Consider the following 20,916-nt stretch of genomic DNA (forward strand, 5'->3'; position numbering starts at 1 on the left):
GTGGCAAAAAGATGAGTCCGCCTAGAATCTTAACGATTCCGCGGCGGACTCCCTATTTTGCCTTTATCCGCAGACGCCCTTTGCATCTTGAGCTTAGGTATGAAATTTCAAAGGAAGTTGCTACCTAAGGAAAGTATCATAATACAATAGTTTTTTTGATAAAAATTGACTTTTTCTTCAGTCTGAGTTTACTACTTTTTTCAAAAATTTAGGCACCTTTGATAGAAGAAAAAACTTCCAAATTGGCAATAAATATGATAAACTGGAAAGTGCAAATAAATTTTAAGGAGAAACGACTTCATGTCTACATCATTTGAAAACAAAGCTACAAATCGTGGAGTTATTACATTCACGATTGGTCAGGACAAGATTCAACCAGCTCTTGATCAAGCCTTTAATAAAGTAAAGAAAGATATCTCAGTGCCAGGATTCCGCAAGGGTCATCTTCCACGTACTGTTTTTAATCAAAAATTTGGTGAAGAAGCTCTCTATGAGGAAGCTTTAAACAGCATTTTGCCATCAGCTTACGAAGGGGCTGTTGCTGAATTGGAACTTGATGTTGTAGCTCAGCCAAAAATTGATGTTAAATCAATGGAAAAAGGGCAAGACTGGGAAATCACAGCAGAAGTTGTCACTAAGCCAGAAGTAAAACTTGGAGATTATAAAAACCTTAAAGTATCAGTAGAAGAGTCTAAAGAAGTTACTGATGCAGAAGTGGACGAAAAAATCGAACGTGAACGCAGCAACTTAGCTGAACTTGTTCTTAAAGAAGACGCAGCAGTTGAAGGTGATACTGTTGTTATCGATTTTGTTGGTTCTGTTGACGGTGTTGAATTTGACGGTGGTAAAGGTGATAATTTCTCACTTGAACTTGGTTCTGGTCAATTTATCCCAGGCTTTGAAGAACAATTGGTTGGTAAAAAAGCTGGTGAAACAGTTGACGTTAACGTTACTTTCCCAGAAGATTACCAAGCAGCTGACTTGGCTGGTAAAGATGCTAAATTTGTCACAACTATCCATGAAGTTAAAGCTAAAGAAGTTCCAGAACTTGATGATGAATTAGCTAAAGACATTGATGAAGAAGTTGAAACTTTGGATGAATTGAAAGCTAAGTACCGTAAGGAACTTGAAGCTGCTAAGGAAACTGCTTATGATGATGCAGTTGAAAGTGCAGCGATTGACTTGGCTGTTGCTAATGCGGAAATTGTTGAGCTGCCAGAAGAAATGGTTCATGATGAAGTTCACCGCGCTATGCAGGAATTCATGGGCAATATGCAGCGTCAAGGTATTTCATCAGAAATGTACTTCCAGTTGACTGGTACAACTGAAGAAGACCTTCACAAACAATATGAAGCAGATGCTGACAAGCGCGTGAAAACAAATCTGGTTATTGAAGCAATTGCTAAGGCAGAAGGTTTTGAAGCTTCAGACGAAGAAATCGAAAAAGAAATCACTGATCTTGCAGCTGAATACAGCATGGACGTTGAACAAGTGCGCTCACTTCTTTCACCAGACATGCTCAAACATGACATTGCCATGAAAAAAGCTGTTGATACTATTACAAGCACAGCAAGCGTTAAATAAGCCTGCTTCACTGCTTTTCTTAAATAGGACTTGGGGAATTCGCTCCAGGTCCTTAATTTTTTCATCTTTTTCTAGCAAGGCCTTTAATTGCCTGTTATAATAAGATAGAAGAAAAATGCAATTACATCTAGTCTTTAACGCAAATGAGGAACTGCTATGATAAAATTAATTGTTTTTGATATGGACGGTGTTATCGTTGATACTGAGTATCTGGATTTTCAATTGCAGCAGGCCTATATAAAAGAAATTGCCAAGGAACCGTCTAAATTGACGCATGAGGATTTTTCGCGGTTGGTTGGACGATCTGGAGTAGATTTGTTCAGACGTATTAAACAGCTCAGTCAAACATCTTTGTCGTTTGAGGAGATTGAACAGGGCTTGCAAAAGGTTGAAGCAGAAAAATATTGTAAAGAAAGCTATCTGCCGCTTTTTAGAAAAGATATTATTGCCATTTTGGAGTATGCTAAAGCGCATCACATAGCCTTAGCAGTTGCTTCATCAACTCAAAAGAAATATATTTTAGATATCTTGCTCAATTGTGAGATTAGGGATTACTTTGATGTCATTGTCAGCGGTGAAGACTTTGAAGCCAGCAAACCTGATCCAGCCATTTATCTCTCTGTTCTTAATCAATTGAGTGTTCCTGGTCATCAGGCACTTGCTGTTGAAGATTCTCCGTCTGGTATTGCTGCAGCCAAAAATGCAGGCCTTAAGACTGTCGCCTATGAGGAAAAACGGATGGCAGTTGATCAAAAACAGGCAGATTATATTGCTGAGGATATGCAGGATGTTTTAGAGTATATCAAGCGTCTCAATTAGTCATAATGCTTTTGTTTTTAGAAGAGTATAGGCATGACTTTTGTAAAAATCTTTTTTGACTTACCATTAAAAATGTCGTAAAATATAAGTTAACGATAAAATAAGGAGAACAGCCTTGGAATTAGAAGTATTTGCTGGACAAGAAAAAAGTGAACTCTCAATGATTGAAGTAGCCCGTGCTATTTTAGAAGAGCGCGGTCGGGACAATGAGATGTATTTTAGCGATCTTGTTAATGCTATTCAAGTTTATTTGGAAAAATCAGATTCAGAAATTCGTCACGCTCTGCCTTATTTCTATTCAGATTTGAATACTGATGGTAGTTTCATCCCGCTCGGTGACAACAAGTGGGGTCTGCGTTCTTGGTATGGTATCGATGAAATCGACGAAGAAATTGTTACTCTCGAAGAAGATGAAGATGGCGCACCAAAACGTAAACGCAAACGTGTTAATGCCTTTATGGATGGTGATGAAGATGCTATTGACTACAGCGATGACGATCCAGAAGATGAAAGCTTTGATAGGCCTGAAGAAAACACTGATTACGATGATGACAATCCAGACGATGAAAAGTCAGAGGTTGAATCTTATGATTCAGAAATCAATGAAATTATTCCAGATGAGGATTTGGATGAAAATGTTGATTTAGATGAAGAAGATGACGATTATTCCGATGATGATGAGGAAGACGAAGAAGAGGAATAATTTTTCTGTGCTAGATAAGGCTATTTCTTCATTGACAAATGAGGTCAGATAGTTTATATTATTTCTTGGGCACCTCTTTTGAGGTCGAAATAAGCTCCCTAATTTTAGGGGGCATTTTTTCTTTTTTCTCTCGAATGAATTAAAGGAGTGTTTAATGACAAAGTACATTTTTGTAACCGGCGGAGTTGTTTCTTCTATTGGCAAGGGAATTGTAGCGGCCAGTCTTGGGCGTCTGTTGAAAAATCGCGGTCTTAAGGTAACCATTCAAAAATTTGATCCTTACATCAATATTGACCCAGGGACTATGAGCCCTTATCAGCACGGTGAGGTTTATGTAACTGATGATGGTGCTGAGACTGACCTTGACCTCGGGCATTATGAGCGTTTTATTGATATTAATCTCAATAAATATTCAAATGTGACAACTGGGAAAATTTATAGTGAAGTCCTTCGCAAGGAACGCAAAGGTGAGTATTTAGGAGCAACCGTTCAGGTTATTCCTCACATTACTGATGCTCTGAAGGAAAAAATTAAGCGCGCAGCAACAACAACTGACTCTGATGTCATTATCACAGAAGTCGGAGGAACTGTTGGTGATATTGAAAGTCTGCCTTTCTTAGAAGCACTGCGCCAAATGAAGGCTGATGTGGGCTCTGATAATGTCATGTATATTCATACCACTCTTCTACCGTATCTTAAGGCAGCCGGGGAAATGAAAACCAAACCGACACAGCATTCGGTTAAAGAACTGCGCGGTTTGGGTATTCAGCCTAATATGCTGGTCATTCGAACAGAACAGCCTGCTGGACAAGGCATTAAAAACAAATTGGCTCAATTCTGTGATGTGGCGCCAGAGGCTGTTATTGAATCACTTGATGTTGATCATCTGTATCAGATTCCGCTGAATTTGCAGGCACAAAACATGGATCAAATTGTTTGTGATCATTTAAAACTGAATGTGCCAGCGGCTGATATGACAGAGTGGTCTGCCATGGTTGATAAGGTAATGAACCTTAAGAAGACTACCAAGATTGCTCTCGTTGGGAAATATGTGGAGCTTCCCGATGCTTATTTGTCTGTAGTTGAGGCCTTGAAACATTCGGGCTATGTCAATGATACGGCTATTGATTTTAACTGGATCAATGCCAATGATGTGACCGCTGAAAATGTTGCTGAATTGCTAGAAAGTGCAGACGGTATCATTGTACCAGGCGGTTTTGGCCAACGTGGTACTGAAGGAAAAATTGAAGCCATTCGCTATGCGCGTGAAAATGATGTTCCTATGCTTGGCATCTGCCTTGGAATGCAGCTGACCTGTGTGGAGTATGCTCGTCATGTCCTCAATCTTGAAGGAGCTAATTCTGCTGAATTGGATCCAAATACGAAATATCCCGTTATTGATATTATGCGTGATCAGATTGATATTGAAGATATGGGCGGCACCCTGCGTTTGGGACTTTATCCATGCAAGTTAAAGGCAGGCAGCAAGGCAGCGGCAGCTTATGACAATCAAGATGTGGTTCAGCGCCGTCACCGCCACCGTTATGAATTTAACAATGCTTATCGTCAGCAATTTGAAGATGCCGGCTTTGTTTTCTCAGGCGTGTCTCCGGATAATCGACTAGTAGAAGTTGTGGAACTTTCGAACAAGAAATTTTTTGTAGCTGCTCAGTATCATCCAGAACTGCAATCACGCCCTAACCGCCCTGAAGAGCTCTATACAGCCTTCGTAACAGCGGCAGTTGAAAACAGTCATTAATAATAAGAACAGATTAAAAAAATAGGCTCTGTAATCTCTGCAGCAGGTAATGGCTTTAGAGATACAGAGCTTTTATTATATAGAAAAAGTTCCATATAACTACAATAAACAGCAATAGAGCTATCATTACAAGTTACATGGGACAACTGATACCCTTCAAAAATCAAAACTATACCTTATTGCCTTCGCTTGAGGCTAGGACAAAAGTCCTTCCTTCTTTAACTATTTAAGATATAGCAGTTTGACGCAGTGGTTGGGGGTAAGACTTGTTGGTTACGCCAAGAAGTCTTACCCCTGCACTCTGCAGCCTGTTTCCTAGTTGTTTTAGCAATTTATTAAATCATCTCTAACATATTGCTAAGCAACTATCATTTAGTCAAGAGCATTTGATAAGTTTAAGATAGTTGAAAGTTCTAACTCCTTATTTTTATGCAATTTAATTTTAAAAACCTTTTTCAGCTGCTGAAAAAGGTGTATAATAGGGGACATGAAAAAGTTAAACCTGACAAAAGTAGTAACATATTTGGTGCTTGCAATCTTTTTTGTTTCAATTGGAGCTAGCTTTTATTTTTTCCATGTGGCTCAAGTGCGTTCTCATAAATCTTTTATCAGCAGTGCTAAAATTGTAAAAACAGATCCTTTGTATGACTATGAGCAGTATTTTAATAAGCTTCCTAAAGAGACCCTTTGGATAGAAAATGGCGGTCTCAAACAAGATGCTTGGTATGTCAGGGCAAAACAAAAAACAGATAAAACCGCTGTCATTGTACATGGTTTTTCTGGGAGCAAAGAAAAAATGAAGGCTTATGGCTGGCTTTTTCACAAATTAGGCTACAATGTTCTCATGCCTGATAACATTGCTGCAGGAAAAAGCCAAGGTCGCATTATCGGCTATGGCTGGAACGATCGTTTGAATCTTATTAAATGGACAGAATTGCTGGTTCAGCGCAATCATAAAAGTCAGATTACTCTTTTTGGATTGTCGATGGGAGCTGCCACTGTTATGATGGCCAGCGGTGAAGAAACGCTGCCGCCGCAAGTGCATAATCTTATTGAAGATGCTGGCTACAGCAGTGTTTGGGATGAACTTAAATTTCAAGCTAAAAGCATGTACAATCTACCGGCCTTTCCTATTCTTTATGAAGTCTCTGCTATTTCCAAAATTCGTGCTGGTTTCTCTTACGGAGAAGCAAGTTCGGTCAATCAGCTGAAGAAAAATAAACTGCCAATCCTTTTTATTCATGGAGACCGTGACACTTTTGTACCAACACGAATGGTTTATGAAAATTATAAGGCTACCAAGGGGCCAAAAGAACTTTATCTTGTTAAAGGAGCCGATCACGCCGAAACGTTCAAGAAGGATAAGCAGTTGTATGAAAAGAAAATCAAAGAATTTTTGCAAAAATACAGGAAATAAGCTTGACACCAATTTAGTAAGTTGATATAATTTACTAAGTTGCTGCGGGGATGGCGGAATTGGCAGACGCGCAAGACTAAGGATCTTGTGACCGCTTTTGGTCGTGAGGGTTCAAGTCCCTCTCTCCGCATAGTGTATTAGCTGGCTTTAAGCCAGCCTTTTTGTTTTGATGGGCTTGTTGTATGCTAATACTCTTGGCAGTTTCTCCTTAAAAAGAGATATGGGAGCAGTATCATTTACGGATTTTTATCAACTGCTGTGAGCTGACTGATATTAATATTTAGAGAGAACTAGGTTGGTTCTCTCTTTTTGATGTTTAAAATGGTGAGAATTTTTGTCATCACTTAGTAACGTCATTTTAAAGCTTTTAATCTTTGTGAGTTTTCAAGAAAGGAATGAAAGTTTCGAGTAAGGGCTGGAAATTTTACTGTAAAAGTGATAAAATAAACGATGTAATGGGGTTGCCCCAAAAAATATTTAGGAGGCCTTTAAAAATGGCAATCGTTTCAGCAGAAAAATTCGTCCAAGCAGCTCGTGATAACGGCTATGCTGTCGGTGGATTTAATACTAACAACCTTGAATGGACTCAAGCTATTCTGCGTGCGGCAGAAGCTAAAAAAGCTCCAGTTCTTATTCAAACTTCTATGGGTGCTGCCAAATACATGGGCGGTTACAAACTTTGTAAAGTGTTGATTGAAACTCTTGTAGAATCAATGGGTATTACTGTACCAGTTGCAATTCACCTTGACCACGGTCATTATGAAGATGCGCTTGAATGTATCGAAGTTGGCTACACATCAATCATGTTTGATGGTTCACATCTTCCAGTTGAAGAAAATCTTGAAAAAGCTAAAGAAGTTGTTGCAAAAGCACATGCTAAAGGTATCTCAGTAGAAGCTGAAGTGGGTACTATCGGCGGTGAAGAAGATGGTATTATCGGCCGCGGCGAATTGGCACCAATCGAAGATGCTAAAGCAATGGTTGAAACTGGTATTGACTTCTTGGCAGCAGGTATCGGAAACATTCATGGTCCATACCCAGAAAACTGGGAAGGTCTTGACCTTGATCACTTGAAGAAATTGACAGAAGCTGTTCCAGGATTCCCAATCGTACTTCACGGTGGTTCAGGTATTCCTGATGACCAAATCCGTGCAGCTATCAAACTTGGTGTTGCTAAAGTTAACGTTAATACTGAATGTCAAATTGCATTCTCAAATGCAACTCGTAAATTTGCAGCTGCTTATGAAGCAAACGAAGCTGAATACGATAAGAAGAAACTCTTCGACCCACGTAAATTCTTGGCTGATGGTGTTAAAGCTATCCAAGAAGCTGTCGAAGAACGTATCGATGTTTTTGGTTCAGAAGGCAAAGCTTAATTTTGCTGAACCTATCAATCAAGAAAATCTCGTCCATCCAGACGGGATTTTTTGCTATGATGAAGTCTTCAATAAAAAGACTTATTTTACCATTTTTAGCGATTGAAAATAATTATACTTTCGAAACAGACAAGCATTTTCGATTGTCTGTTTCTGTTGACAAAATTTGTAGAAATAGTAAAATATTACTGTTAGCCGATTTAGCTCAGTTGGTAGAGCAACGCACTCGTAACGCGTAGGTCACAGGTTCGAGCCCTGCAATCGGCATCAAATAAGAGCTATGATAAAGCACTCTAAGAGTTATTTAGAATATCTTGGAGTGCTTTTCTTTTTATCTCATCATATGTTTTAAGGTCAATCTTACTAAAAATAATCCTGCCGTTACAATGAAAGCAAGACAGATTAATTTTGTGCAGAAAAAAGCTCCTTGTATATGCTCAACACTGTCAGCAAGTGAATAAGCACTCAAAGCTGAATTATGGTTTTTAATCCAAGATACTGCTATCAGCGTTGATAATAAAACTACCTGCTGGATAATAGCGCCCAGCCCATAAAATTTAGAACGGATGACTCTTCTTTCTAAAGTGGGAAGCCGATTATCTGTAATATAGTTTTGCAGAACTAAACGATTGCCTGAGGCGATAAATGCACAGCTCAGCAGGATTCCTAAAAGATAAGTCCAAGGCGACAGGAGAAATAAAAAACATGCCATGCTGCTGACTAAAAAAATGATTTGCAATTGCTGTTCTTCTTTAATAGCTTTAAAATACTTTTGTGCGGCCATTGATAAAAACAATCCTAAAACAATCATGATGTAAGAAAGTCCAACCATGTAAAGTTTATTAATAGCTATAAAATAGATGAGACTGTAAATAACCAAAAAATTTCTTGCAGCTCCAAACCACATGGTATACAAGGCCTGCAGGGAAAAAGTCAAGGGGTTAAAAATCAGTCCGACAATCAGAAATAAACATAAAGCAAGGCCTACATAGAGAATATAATTGCTGTTTGCTGTCTGTTTTAATAATCTGGTGAAAAAGGCAAATAGCAGCATGCAGCCGGCTGGCAAAAAATGCAGCCAGGATTTTCTCTTTTTTTCAAAAGCGGTTTGATTGTGCATCCCGGACTCCCATTCCAGCTGGGAAATAAAGGTGTATAGCATAAGTAAAATCATTAAAAAAATGGCAAATACGAATGTTATTGACACATGGCGAAGGCTTAAAAGCAAAGCAATAATGATTCCTAAAATCAGATAGCCTTTAATCAGTACGCCTTTTTTTGTTTGATTGTTATTTTCCGCTGAATAATCTTTGATTGTTTTAAAAAGAGCATTATAATTAGATAAGCCAAGACCTGTTAAGACAGCGCCTGCTTCCCAAAATATAAAATGCACATTTCCAAACAGACAAAGGCAGCACCCTAAAATAGCCAGCAAAAGACTGTATCTTAAAATTTTATATAAGTTTTTCAGTTTTCCAAAACCTTGCAAGGCAAAGGAACCGGCTTTTTCAAATGAATATAATAATACAAAAGGCAGTAAAAAATGGTAATGGCCATAATGTTGGTATAATAAGCCCGCGAAGATAATATTTGGAATAATGACTGCGCCTTCTGCCAAGGCTTCTCCAAGTGCAGGAGCAGTATTTTTGATTATTTTAGTCATTAAATTCACCAACTCTCTGTTTAGTAATAATTATAATAGCTTCCATTTTGATACGCAAGCTGAGAAAAATGTTTAAAGACCTATTGTCAAACAGCTGGTATTTTGCTATAATATTACGGTATGTGGTGAAAACACCCCTAGACTAAGCAGGAGGAAAAACAGATAAATGGCTAAAGTATGTTATTTTACAGGACGTAGAACTGTATCAGCAAATAACCGTTCACATGCGATGAACAAAACAAAACGTACAGCAAAACCAAATCTTCAAAAAGTGACTGTTCTTATTGACGGAAAACCTAAAAAAGTTTGGGCTTCAGCACGTGCGCTTAAGTCTGGCAAAGTAGAACGTGTTTAAAATTGGAAGGAGAGTCTTAGGACTCTTTTTTTGTTATGTTTTTACAAGATATCTATATTATGGTAAAATAAGCTGATAAAAACTTTTTGAGGTAGCAAAATGACAGTAAAAATTAATACAAAAGACGGTCAAATTGAATTGTCAGATGACGTGATTGCCACAGTTGTTGGCGGTTCAGCTAATGAAATCTTCGGAGTCGTTGGCATGGCTAGCAAGAGTGCTATCAAGGATAATTTTCAGGCGCTTCTGCGCAAGGAAAATTATTCAAAGGGTGTTGTTATAAAGTCAACTGATGCTGGTATTTCAGTTGATGTTTATACTGTGATGAGTTACGGCGTTAAAATTAGTGAAGTATCTAAAAATATTCAAGAACGCGTTAAGTTTAATCTTGAAAATCAATTGGGCATTTCTGCTGATATGGTTAATGTCTATGTCCAAAATATTAAAGTTGTGGGAGAAGATTAGTGGCTAATATTACAACAAGTTTATTTCAAGGAATGGTTCAGGCAGCTGCAACACGTCTTGGTAAACAAGCAGAGTATGTCAATTCACTGAATGTTTTTCCTGTCCCAGACGGTGATACAGGGACTAATATGGGCATGACCATGGACAATGGTGCTAAGGAAGTTTCTGATAAACCGGCTTCAACAGTCGGTGAGGTTGGTCAAATTCTTTCTAAAGGGCTGCTGATGGGAGCACGTGGAAATTCAGGTGTTATCACTTCTCAGCTTTTTAGAGGTTTTGCACAAAGTGTCAAAGGCAAAAAAGAGCTTACCGGCAAGGACTTAGCCCAAGCATTTCAAGCTGGGGTTGAGGTGGCTTATAAGGCTGTTATGAAGCCAGTTGAAGGAACTATTTTAACAGTGTCACGCGGAGCTGCAACAGCTGCCATCAAGAAGTCTGAAAATACAAATGATGCTGTTGAGGTGATGCAGGCCGCTTTGGACGGTGCTAAAGCTGCTTTGGCTAAAACACCAGATTTGCTTCCTGTTTTGAAAGAAGTTGGTGTGGTTGATTCAGGCGGGCAAGGTTTGGTCTTCATTTATGAAGGTTTTCTATTAGCCTTGACTGGTGATTACATTTTGTCAGAAGATTTTCAGGCAACTCCTGCCAATATGACAGAAATGATTAATGCCGAACATCATAAATCTGTTGCTAGTCACGTAGCAACAGAAGATATTACTTTTGGTTACTGTACGGAAATTATGGTAGCGCTCAAGCAGGGGCCTACTTATGTTAAAGATTTTGATTACGAAGATTTTCGAAATTATCTAAACAATTTAGGTGATTCTCTTTTAGTGGTCAATGATGATGAGATTGTCAAGGTTCATGTCCATACAGAGGATCCCGGTCTGGTTATGCAAGAAGGGCTCAAATACGGTGCTTTGGTTAAGGTCAAAGTGGATAACATGCGCAATCAGCACGAAGCTCTTCAAGAAAAGGACGAACAGCCGCAGCCAGCAGTTAAGAAACTCAAAGACTATGGTTTGATAGCTGTTGCAGCTGGAGAAGGCTTGGCGGAAATTTTTAAATCACAAGGAGTCGATTATATTATTTCCGGCGGTCAAACCATGAATCCGTCTACAGAAGATATTGTTAAGGCTATTGAGTCTGTTAACGCTAAGAACATTATTATTTTACCGAATAATAAAAATATCTTTATGGCTGCCCAAAGTGCTGCAGATGTTGTAGATGTTCCGGCTGCAGTTATTGAAACTCGTACTATCCCGCAAGGTTTCACCAGCCTTTTGGCTTTCAATCCTGCTAACTCCTTGGAAGATAATGTTGAGGCTATGACAGACAGTCTATCAGATGTTGTCAGCGGAAGCGTAACAATGGCTGTCCGAGACACAACTATTGATGGATTGAATATCCATAAAGATGATGTTTTAGGAATGGTTGATGGCAGTATTTTGGTTTCAACACCAGATATGGATCAAGCTCTGCGCCAAACCTTTGACAAAATGATTGACGATGACAGTGAAATTGCCATTATCTATGTTGGTGAAGAAGGCAATCAAGAACAGGCTCAGAAACTAGCTACAGATCTTGAAAATCAATATGAAGAGCTTGAAGTTGAAATTCATCAAGGAGACCAGCCTGTTTACCCTTATTTGATGAGTGTAGAATAGAAAATAAGAATGATATAAGAAGAAAGTAGCTTGCTGCTTTCTCTTTTTTTACTTTCACCAAGAACTTATTATTTACCAAGGTTTTAGTATATGGAAGAAGCTAGCTCAGAAACTCAAATAGTGATGGCATTAGCAACTTTTTTTGAATATCATTGTTGGCACTGTGTAATGACGCTTCTTTGGTGTGCTAGATGCTTTCTTTACTAGAAAGTTTTGCCTAGTTTTAAGGGAAGTGAAAAAGTAATGAAATTAAGGCAGATAATTGTCAAATTTACTTGCAAATTTTTTCAAAAATGTTATGATATTAACTAAGTGGTTTGAATTTTTTGAAAATTTGAACAATAACTGCAAAGGAGGTTCCTGTGGAAAAAATACAGCTTGAAAATCCAAGGTCAGGATCAGAATTGCTGCTTGATACTTTGGAGAATTTAGGAATCACGACTATTTTCGGTTATCCTGGTGGTGCTGTTTTGCCGCTTTATGACGCGATTTATAAGAATAATACTATTCGTCATATTTTGGCGCGCCATGAGCAGGGGGCACTGCATGAAGCAGAAGGCTTTGCCAAGTCTACTGGAAAAATCGGTGTAGCCGTGGTTACGAGCGGTCCTGGGGCTACGAATGCTATCACTGGCATTGCTGATGCTATGAGTGACAGTGTGCCTATGCTAGTCTTCACGGGACAGGTTGCGACACCTGGTATTGGGAAAGATGCCTTTCAGGAGGCTGATATTATCGGTATTACAATGCCCATTACCAAGTACAATTACCAAGTCCGTGATGCGGCGGATATTCCGCGCATCGTCACAGAGGCTGTTCACATTGCAACAACAGGACGCCCTGGACCGGTTGTTATTGACCTGCCTAAGGACATTTCTGAAAAAACGGTTAGCTTTTATTACAAAACTGATCTTAATGTTCCGGGCTATCAGCCGACTGTTGAGCCAAATAGTTTACAGGTTAGGAAAATTTTGTCTCAGCTGAAAAAGGCTAAAAAACCATTGATTTTAGCAGGCGGAGGTGTGAATTATTCAGAAGCTTCTTTGGAATTGATTGCCTTTGCCGAACGCTATAATATTCCGGTTGTGTCTACCCTTTTGAGTTTAGGGGTAATGCCTATTGAACATCCTTTATCTTTAGGAATGGGAGGAATGCATGGTTCTTACGCCTCTAATATGGCGCTGACAGAGTGCGATTTTCTCATTAATTTTGGGTCACGCTTTGCTGATCGTCTGACAGGCAATCCTAAGACTTTTGCTAAAAAAGCTGTGGTTGCTCATGTGGATATTGATCCGGCTGAAATCGGCAAGGTTGTCAAAACAGCTATTCCAGTTGTTGGAGATGCAAAACAAACCTTGAAACAGCTTTTGGAAGCTGATAAGGTATCCACAAGACATCGGGAATGGACTGATAAAGTCTTGCAAAACAAGGCTAAGGCTCCTTTCGGTTATAAGTTTGATGAAGAGATTATCAAGCCGCAGCATGCGATTGAGACAATTGGCAAACTAACTAAAGGAGAGGCAATTGTCATTACAGACGTTGGCCAGCATCAGATGTGGGCTGCCCAATTTTACCCTTATAAAAATGAACGCCAGATAATCACATCAGGCGGATTGGGAACGATGGGCTTTGGCATTCCTGCAGCTATTGGTGCTAAACTGGCTAACCCTGACAAGGAAGTTGTCCTTTTTGTCGGAGATGGTGGTTTTCAAATGACCAATCAGGAATTGGCTATTTTGAATGGCTATGGTGTTCCAATCAAGGTTGTTCTAATTAACAATCATTCCTTGGGTATGGTTCGCCAGTGGCAGGAGTCCTTCTATGATGAGCGCCGAAGCGAGTCAACTTTTGATGACGAACCAAACTTCCAGCTTTTGGCTGAGTCTTATGGAATCAGTCATTATAAGTTTTCTGATCCGCTGACTTTGGAAAAAGATCTGGAAGTTATTTTGGAAAACAAGCCGATGTTAATAGAAGTTAATATTTCCAATCGTGAACATGTTTATCCAATGGTACCGTCAGGTAAGAGCAATGCGGAAATGTTGGGGGTGACTTTTAATGCGTAGAATGTTAACAGCCAAACTTCAAAATTCCACCGGGGTTCTCAACCGCTTTACCGGAGTTCTGTCCCGACGTCAGGTGAATATTGAGTCTATTTCAGTCGGTCATACCGAGGTTCCCAATATTTCCAGAATTACCATCATTATTGATGTTGATTCGTTAGAGGAAGTGGAGCAGATCATTAAGCAGCTTAATCGTTTGATTGATGTTGTCCGTGTCCGCGATATCACGGATCAACCTCATTTGGAACGTGAGGTTATCCTGATTAAGGTTGCGGCTCCAACCAGTAAACGCGCAGAAATCCTGGCTATTATCCAGCCTTTCCGTGCCAGTGTTATTGATGTGGCGCCCAAGTCAATCACCATTCAGATGACTGGTGATGCAGATAAAATTGAAGCGCTTATTCGAGTGATTCAGCCTTACGGTGTTAAAAATATTGCCCGTACCGGCGCGACAGGATTTACAAGAGATTTATCCTAGACCCTTTTAGTTAGTTATCAAGCCTTTTGGCAATAATAAAAATAGAAAAGAGAGATATATTATGGCAGTAGAAATGTTATATGAAGCAGATGTGAAAGTTCCAGCACTTGACGGTAAAAAAATTGCTGTTGTTGGCTATGGTTCGCAAGGACATGCGCACGCACAAAATTTACGTGATTCAGGTCATGATGTGATTATCGGTGTTCGTCATGGTAAATCATTTGATAAGGCCAAAGAAGACGGTTTTGATGTGTATGAAGTAGCTGAGGCTACTAAGTTGGCTGATGTTATCATGGTTTTAGCACCAGATGAAATTCAAAAAGATATTTATAAGGCAGAAATTGAGCCTAATTTGAGTGCTGGTAAAGCTCTTGGTTTTGCTCACGGCTTCAATATTCATTTTGGCTACATCAAAGCCCCTGAAGATGTTGATGTTTTCATGGTTGCTCCTAAAGGACCAGGACATTTGGTACGTCGTACTTATACAGAAGGTTTTGGTGTACCGGCACTTTATGCTGTTTATCAAAATCCAACTGGAAATGCTGAAAATATTGCTATGGACTGGGCTAAAGGTATTGGTTCAGCCCGTGTAGGATTGCTTGTAACAACATTTAAAGAAGAAACGGAAGAAGACCTCTTTGGTGAACAAGCTGTATTGATGGGAGGCTTAACTCACCTTATTGAAGCAGGATTTGAAGTACTTACTGAAGCAGGCTATGCACCGCAGTTGGCTTACTTTGAAGTGCTTCATGAAATGAAACTGATTGTTGACCTTATTTACGAAGGCGGCTTCAAGAAGATGCGTCAGTCATGTTCAAACACTGCTGAATTTGGTGATTTTGTAACTGGTCCGCGCGTTATTGGTCCGGAAGTGAAGGAAAATATGAAAGCAGCTCTTGCAGATATTCAATCAGGTAAATTTGCGCGTGAATTCGTTGAAGATCATGATGCTGGCTTCCCACGTTTGAAAGCCTTCCGTAAAGAAGCTGAAGAACTTGAAATCGAAAAAATCGGTGCTGAGCTTCGTAAAGCAATGCCATTCGTTAACCAAAACGATGACGATGCTTTCAAAATTTATAACTAATAAAATTACTAAATGCCGGATATTTTTCCGGTATTTTTTTCTTTAGCTTTCAGCTCGTTTTATAGCTTTCAGCGTGAAAACTATGTTTTCTGATTTCATGCGCAGGTCATCATGCTTTTTAGCTTCCTATATCATTTTATAAAATTTTTTGTTATAATAAATAGACTGAATATTTTGAAAAAGAGGAGAGCTATGATTTCAGCTAGAGATGTGGTTGCAGCCAACGCCGTTTTAAAAGATGTTGTTGTGCGTACACCGCTTGAATTCGATCGTTATTTATCTGAAAAATACCAAGCAACTGTTTACTTAAAACGTGAAAATATGCAGAAAGTGCGTTCTTTTAAACTGCGGGGTGCTTACTATGCCATTTCACAATTATCTGATGAGGAAAAAACACGCGGAGTTGTCTGTGCTTCTGCGGGAAATCATGCGCAGGGAGTTGCTTATACCTGCAATGAAATGAAAATTCCTGCTACTATCTTCATGCCAGTAACTACCCCTCATCAAAAGATTTCTCAAGTTCGGTTTTTCGGCGGCTCTTTCGTTGATATTAAGCTGGTGGGAGACACCTTTGATGCTTCGGCTCAAGCTGCTCAGGATTATACCAAGGCTGAAGAAATGACTTTTATTGATCCCTTTGATAATGAAAAAGTGCAGGCTGGCCAGGGCACGGTTGCTTATGAAATTTATGAGCAGGCTCAGGAAGATGGTCTGAGTTTTGATACTATTTTGGTGCCAGTTGGCGGTGGCGGCTTGATTGCTGGCATAGCTACTTATATTAAGGATGCTGCACCGGAAATTGAAGTGGTTGGTGTTGAAGCCATGGGAGCACGCAGCATGCGGGCGGCTTTTGATAAGGGACATCCGGTTAAATTGGAACACATTGATAAATTTGCCGATGGGATTGCAGTGCAAAAAGTTGGCCAATCTACTTATGAAGTAGCCAGAAAATATGTTGACCGTCTGGTTGGTGTTGATGAAGGCTTGATTTCTGAAACTTTAATTGATATGTATTCCAAGCAGGGAATTATTGCTGAGCCTGCAGGTGCTGCTTCTATTGCAGCTTTGGAAGTCATGAAAGAAGACATCAAGGGTAAGACAGTTGTCTGTGTGATTTCTGGGGGTAATAACGATATTAATCGGATGCAGGAAATGGAAGAGCGCGCCCTGATTTACGATGGTGTTAAGCATTATTTCGTTGTTAATTTTCCACAGCGTCCCGGAGCCCTGCGTGAATTTGTTAATAATATCCTGGGACCAAACGATGACATCACACGTTTTGAGTATATTAAACGCGCCAATAAAGGGAGAGGGCCGGTTCTTATTGGTATTACCCTAGCTGATAAGAATGACTATCAGGCTTTAATCGACCGCTTGAGTGCTTTTGACCCAAGCTATATCAATCTTCATGGCAATGAAAGCTTGTATAATATGCTGGTTTAGTTTGTCTTGCCAAGTATTACGGAATAGTTTATAATAGGTGAAATATTAGAATAAAAGGAGAATACCATCTATGGGAATTTTTATCTTTCTTTGTATTATCTTGTTGTTTTGCATTATTTTAGTCGCTAGCGGCTTGTATGTTGTTCGTCAGCAGACAGTGGCTATTATTGAGCGTTTTGGTAAGTATCAACTAACGTCCAGCAGTGGTATTCACCTACGTCTCCCCTTTGGAATTGACAAGATTGCTGCGCGTGTTCAGCTGCGCTTACTGCAGTCTGAAATTATCGTTGAAACTAAAACCAAGGATAATGTCTTTGTAACCCTTAATGTGGCTACGCAGTACCGTGTCAATGAACAAAATGTAACAGATGCTTATTACAAATTAATACGGCCTGAAGCACAGATCAAGTCTTATATTGAAGATGCCCTGCGTTCATCTGTTCCTAAATTGACCTTGGATGAACTGTTTGAGAAAAAAGATGAAATTGCCCTTGAAGTTCAACATCAAGTAGCAGAAGAAATGTCAACGTATGGCTATATCATTGTCAAAACCTTGATTACCAAGGTTGAGCCAGATGCTGAAGTCAAACAGTCCATGAATGAGATCAATGCGGCTCAGCGTAAGCGTGTAGCGGCTCAAGAGTTGGCAAATGCTGACAAGATTAAGATCGTCACTGCGGCGGAAGCAGAAGCTGAGAAAGACCGTCTTCACGGTGTTGGTATTGCCCAACAGCGTAAAGCTATTGTTGATGGATTAGCTGAGTCTATCGCCGAACTCAAGCAAGCTAATGTTGGTATGACAGAAGAACAGATTATGTCAATCCTGTTGACCAACCAATATCTTGATACCTTAAATCAGTTTGCTGCGGGTGGCAATCAGACAGTCTTTTTGCCAAACACGCCTGACGGTGTCGAAGATATACGGACACAGATTTTATCAGCCTTAAAAGCTCAATAATAAAAAAATCTGCTGGAGTAAGTTCTCTAGCAGATTTTTTGTCTGACAATGGGTAAGCATATAAAATGAAGGAATTATCGAGTTTTTATACTCTTCAAAAATCAAAACTATAGATTCTTGCCTTCGCTTTGCCCTACCTTAGTACAGTCTGCAGCTCGTCGGCTAGTCTATTTTTGATTTTTATTGAGTATTAAGTTTTTTTACCTTGACGTTTGTGCTCATGAATAATTTTCAAAGCACGTTTTCGGGTTTTGATATTTGGACTTTTCAATCTGCGATAGGCAGATGCTAAGTCAGTTTTTTCGGCCATACAACCTCCTTTGATGAGAAATTATTAACGTTAACAGGGAATAGTATAGCACAAAATACTTAACCAGTAAAGTAAATTTTAAAAAGACATGACAAGAATTTTCTTTTTGGTTGAAGAATTACTTCAACGTTAATAGTGATAGAATTTGTTTCTCGATTAAACTTAAATCATCTGCTTCTGATTGTGTGGGTATATTTAAAATAAAGCGCTGAGTGAAATAGGCAAAAAGAAGACCGGCATTTATTCGGACAAGCTCCAAAGCACTGAGATTGGCAATCTGAGGATTATTTTGCCTTAAAAGCTGCCAGTATTCCTCAAAATCGGCAACTATAACTGCTTTAATGTTTGCCAGCAGCATCTGCCGCAATTGGGCATTGACCAGACATTCCTGAAGGAGAATTTTAATCAAATCGGCATTTTGAGCTAAAAATTTAAAACGATCTTGAACGATAAAATGGACGGTGTCTTCTAGCTGAATATGTTTTTTTAATTGAGGGAGAAAAGCTTTTTTTAATTCAGGAATCATGGGCTGCATAATCTCAGCAAGCAGATCACTTTTTGTTTTAAAGTATTTAAAAATGGTGGCTTGACTAATCCCAGCTTTTTCTGCGATTTGGGTTGTCGAAGTTCCATTATAGCCTTGCTGAGAAAAGAGTTCAATAGCTGCAGCTAAGGTTTTCTTTTTGCCGGCTGGCATTTTATGATGGCCTAGCCAGTCGCGGTAATTGTCTAAAATATTGTTTTTATTCATAATGACCTCATTTTTATTTTAATTATACCTTGCGGTAACGCTTAAGTCCAATGATATTCAAAATGGTCAGAATAAGAAGAAAGATGAAGAGAAAGAATAAATCAGCTTTAAGGCTGAAAATGTTACTACCATTCAGAATAACTTTGGACAAAGCATGCCCGGCATAATAGAGCGGCAGAATTTTACCAAGAGACTGCACCCAATCTGCCATAGAGTCTAAAGGAATGATACCTGAGAAAAAGATCTGCGGAACAATAATAAGGGGAATAAACTGCATCATCTGGAATTCTGACTGGGCTAAGGTGGATAGCAAGAGGCCAAAGGCTAGAGCAAGGAGAGCAAAAAGAATGTTAATCAAGATAAGATCACAAATACTGCCGACTACCTGAAGATCTAAGAGCCAGATGGTTGAAAAAACAATAACTATCGTTTGGAAGGCAGCGATAAGACCATAAGACAGCATATAACCAAAAACGATATCGGAGCGTTTAACAGGGGTGGCTAAGAGCCGATCCAATGTTCCTGTTGTGCGTTCTTTAAGAAGGGCCATGCCTGAGATGAGGAAAACAAAGAAGAAAACGAAAAATCCCATAAGAATGGGGACCATTTTGGAAAAAAAGGTTGTATCCTTATTTCCATAACTGTAGTTTTCAGATAGGTCAAATTTGGTTTGTTTGGAGTCAACTTTAGCCTGTATAGTTCCAGCTTTGTTTGCGGTTGGTGGGCGCTTGTTAGTTCTAGATTGTATAAGATTGCCTTGAGCTCGAGTCTGAACCTCCTGTGCCTTTTTAGCAGCCTGAGCACTGGCTTCTTGAGCTCTTTTGAGATTTTGAATCAATTCTTGAACCTGAGTCTGTTTGAGAGTGCTTTTGATGACTTGCCGTGTTAAGTTGGTCTTGCTAGGGTCGGTGTTGGCGTAAGTTACCTTATAATTTCCCTTATTTTTGTAAATAAGGATGGCATCAACCTTTTCATCTTTTAAGGCTTTTTGGGCTATTCTTTCTGTTTTATAGTTCCTAATGCTCATATGCTTAGCATTATCTAATGATTTGGTAACTATATCAGAGACATTAACAGAGGCGATTTTAACATTGGTATCTGTACTGGCAGAGAAAGCAGCATTCATCAGCCACATGATAAAAATAGGAGCCAAAAACAAGAGGGCTAGAGACCGTTTATCACGCAATAATTCTATTAATACTTTTTTTGAAATGGCTAGAATTCTCATAATAATTCTCCTTCTGCTTTTAAGAAAACATCTTCGATGGTGTTGACCGCATAGGTGGATTTTAAATTGTCAGGACTATCAAAGGCCATAATCTTACCATCTAACAACAAGCCCACCTTGTCTGTTAATTCAGCCTCATCCATAACATGTGTTGTGACTAAAATACCGACACCATCTTGCTTTAATTGGCGTAATTCTCGCCAGACCTTACGACGCAATGCAGGATCGATACCAACAGTTGGCTCATCGAGAATAAGAAGTTTAGGATTTCCCAAAAGCGCAATGGCTAAGGACAGACGACGTTTCATACCTCCAGAATAGCCTGCAACTGACTTATTAAGATGATCAGATAAGTCAACGACTTGAGCAGCGTGATCAATGGCTTCAGGAATTTCTGCCCTAGTTAGTCCTTTCATTTGTGCGAAAAATACCATATTCTCCAAGCCAGAAAGTGTTTCGTAAAGGGCGTCAGATTGTGCCATATAGCCTAGTTCTCCTAAAATACGCCGATTTGGCATGCGATGATTAAGAACAAGAGCCTCACCATCATCTGCCTTTTCCATCCCCAGCATGGTTTTAATCATGGTTGATTTTCCAGCTCCGGATGGGCCGATTAAGCCAATAATTTCACCAGTAGCTAAACTAAAATTGATATTGTTAAGGACGACTTGTTGACCAAAGTTTTTTCTAAGAGCCTGTAAATCCAGTAATTTTTTCATGAAAAACCTCTTTCTAAACTAGTGAGTGTTTGCTCACCTCTTCACGTTTAATTATAGTGAGTACTCACTCACCT

General features: G+C 39.3%; 19 protein-coding genes and 2 tRNA genes. 16 read left to right on the forward strand and 5 right to left on the reverse strand.

Translation table 11 applies throughout. The annotated features are described in order from the left end of the window. Positions 1-300: 300 nt before the first annotated feature. From tig to SCSH_RS09390, 8 genes are all read left to right on the forward strand, one after another. Positions 301-1,584, forward strand: a complete 1,284-nt coding sequence (gene tig, locus SCSH_RS09355; RefSeq protein WP_057491651.1) for a trigger factor — start codon at positions 301-303, stop codon at positions 1,582-1,584. A 156-nt stretch (positions 1,585-1,740) separates the two neighbouring features. Further along, the gene (locus SCSH_RS09360; RefSeq protein ID WP_057491652.1) at positions 1,741-2,403 is read left to right on the forward strand and encodes an HAD family hydrolase; all 663 of its coding nucleotides are present in this window, start codon (positions 1,741-1,743) and stop codon (positions 2,401-2,403) included. A gap of 115 nt (positions 2,404-2,518) precedes the next feature. Continuing rightward, a complete protein-coding gene (gene rpoE / locus SCSH_RS09365) occupies positions 2,519-3,106 on the forward strand; it encodes a DNA-directed RNA polymerase subunit delta (RefSeq protein WP_057491653.1) in 588 nt (195 codons plus the stop codon). A gap of 154 nt (positions 3,107-3,260) precedes the next feature. Next, positions 3,261-4,865 (forward strand): CTP synthase, encoded by a 1,605-nt coding sequence (gene pyrG, locus SCSH_RS09370; RefSeq protein WP_057491654.1) that lies wholly within the window; start codon positions 3,261-3,263, stop codon positions 4,863-4,865. Positions 4,866-5,352: 487 nt separating this feature from the next. Next, on the forward strand, positions 5,353-6,282 hold the full coding sequence (locus SCSH_RS09375; RefSeq protein ID WP_057491655.1) for an alpha/beta hydrolase: 930 nt from the start codon (positions 5,353-5,355) through the stop codon (positions 6,280-6,282). Between the two features lie 44 nt (positions 6,283-6,326). Beyond that, a tRNA-Leu gene (locus tag SCSH_RS09380) sits at positions 6,327-6,412 on the forward strand. A gap of 364 nt (positions 6,413-6,776) precedes the next feature. After that, complete coding sequence (locus SCSH_RS09385; protein ID WP_057491656.1) at positions 6,777-7,658, forward strand: class II fructose-bisphosphate aldolase; 882 nt, start codon at positions 6,777-6,779, stop codon at positions 7,656-7,658. 194 nt (positions 7,659-7,852) lie between these two features. Further along, positions 7,853-7,925: transfer RNA gene (locus SCSH_RS09390), tRNA-Thr, on the forward strand. Between the two features lie 64 nt (positions 7,926-7,989). On the opposite strand, the gene SCSH_RS09395 is transcribed toward SCSH_RS09390, so the two are convergent. Next, positions 7,990-9,321 carry a hypothetical protein gene (locus SCSH_RS09395; protein ID WP_057491657.1) on the reverse strand — a complete coding sequence of 444 codons (1,332 nt, stop codon included), beginning with the start codon at positions 9,319-9,321 and terminating at the stop codon, positions 7,990-7,992. A 166-nt stretch (positions 9,322-9,487) separates the two neighbouring features. Here SCSH_RS09395 and rpmB point away from each other — a divergent pair, with 166 nt between their 5' ends. The 8 genes from rpmB to SCSH_RS09435 all read left to right on the forward strand — a co-directional run bounded on the left by rpmB (position 9,488) and on the right by SCSH_RS09435 (position 17,834). Next, complete coding sequence (gene rpmB, locus SCSH_RS09400) at positions 9,488-9,676, forward strand: 50S ribosomal protein L28 (RefSeq protein ID WP_027975489.1); 189 nt, start codon at positions 9,488-9,490, stop codon at positions 9,674-9,676. A 99-nt stretch (positions 9,677-9,775) separates the two neighbouring features. Then, entirely contained in the window at positions 9,776-10,141 is a 366-nt protein-coding gene (locus SCSH_RS09405) for an Asp23/Gls24 family envelope stress response protein (protein ID WP_003090259.1), read from the forward strand. Next, the gene (locus SCSH_RS09410; RefSeq protein ID WP_057491658.1) at positions 10,141-11,808 is read left to right on the forward strand and encodes a DAK2 domain-containing protein; all 1,668 of its coding nucleotides are present in this window, start codon (positions 10,141-10,143) and stop codon (positions 11,806-11,808) included. The genes SCSH_RS09405 and SCSH_RS09410 overlap by 1 nt, the downstream gene beginning before the upstream one ends. A 362-nt stretch (positions 11,809-12,170) precedes the next feature. After that, positions 12,171-13,874: an acetolactate synthase large subunit gene (locus SCSH_RS09415; protein ID WP_057491659.1), complete on the forward strand. Its 1,704-nt coding sequence runs from the start codon at positions 12,171-12,173 to the stop codon at positions 13,872-13,874. Then, positions 13,867-14,349 carry an acetolactate synthase small subunit gene (gene ilvN / locus SCSH_RS09420; protein WP_003090251.1) on the forward strand — a complete coding sequence of 161 codons (483 nt, stop codon included), beginning with the start codon at positions 13,867-13,869 and terminating at the stop codon, positions 14,347-14,349. The genes SCSH_RS09415 and ilvN overlap by 8 nt, the downstream gene beginning before the upstream one ends. Positions 14,350-14,410: 61 nt before the next feature. Continuing rightward, positions 14,411-15,433: a ketol-acid reductoisomerase gene (gene ilvC / locus SCSH_RS09425; protein ID WP_057491660.1), complete on the forward strand. Its 1,023-nt coding sequence runs from the start codon at positions 14,411-14,413 to the stop codon at positions 15,431-15,433. Positions 15,434-15,625: 192 nt separating this feature from the next. Further along, on the forward strand, positions 15,626-16,876 hold the full coding sequence (ilvA, locus tag SCSH_RS09430) for a threonine ammonia-lyase IlvA (protein WP_057491661.1): 1,251 nt from the start codon (positions 15,626-15,628) through the stop codon (positions 16,874-16,876). A gap of 70 nt (positions 16,877-16,946) precedes the next feature. Further along, on the forward strand, positions 16,947-17,834 hold the full coding sequence (locus SCSH_RS09435) for an SPFH domain-containing protein (protein WP_057491662.1): 888 nt from the start codon (positions 16,947-16,949) through the stop codon (positions 17,832-17,834). Positions 17,835-18,024: 190 nt separating this feature from the next. On the opposite strand, the gene SCSH_RS11150 is transcribed toward SCSH_RS09435, so the two are convergent. The 4 genes from SCSH_RS11150 to SCSH_RS09450 all read right to left on the reverse strand — a co-directional run bounded on the left by SCSH_RS11150 (position 18,025) and on the right by SCSH_RS09450 (position 20,842). Then, positions 18,025-18,144, reverse strand: coding sequence for a putative metal homeostasis protein (locus tag SCSH_RS11150; protein ID WP_152972550.1), 120 nt, complete (start codon positions 18,142-18,144; stop codon positions 18,025-18,027). A gap of 118 nt (positions 18,145-18,262) precedes the next feature. Then, on the reverse strand, positions 18,263-18,895 hold the full coding sequence (locus SCSH_RS09440; protein ID WP_057491663.1) for a TetR/AcrR family transcriptional regulator: 633 nt from the start codon (positions 18,893-18,895) through the stop codon (positions 18,263-18,265). A gap of 22 nt (positions 18,896-18,917) precedes the next feature. Continuing rightward, positions 18,918-20,123 carry an ABC transporter permease gene (locus SCSH_RS09445; RefSeq protein WP_057491664.1) on the reverse strand — a complete coding sequence of 402 codons (1,206 nt, stop codon included), beginning with the start codon at positions 20,121-20,123 and terminating at the stop codon, positions 18,918-18,920. Beyond that, complete coding sequence (locus SCSH_RS09450) at positions 20,120-20,842, reverse strand: ABC transporter ATP-binding protein (protein WP_057491665.1); 723 nt, start codon at positions 20,840-20,842, stop codon at positions 20,120-20,122. Before SCSH_RS09450 ends, SCSH_RS09445 begins: the two co-directional genes overlap by 4 nt. Between the last annotated feature and the right edge of the window lie 74 nt (positions 20,843-20,916).

Source organism: Streptococcus orisasini, assembly GCF_001431045.1.
Taxonomy (GTDB): domain Bacteria; phylum Bacillota; class Bacilli; order Lactobacillales; family Streptococcaceae; genus Streptococcus; species Streptococcus orisasini.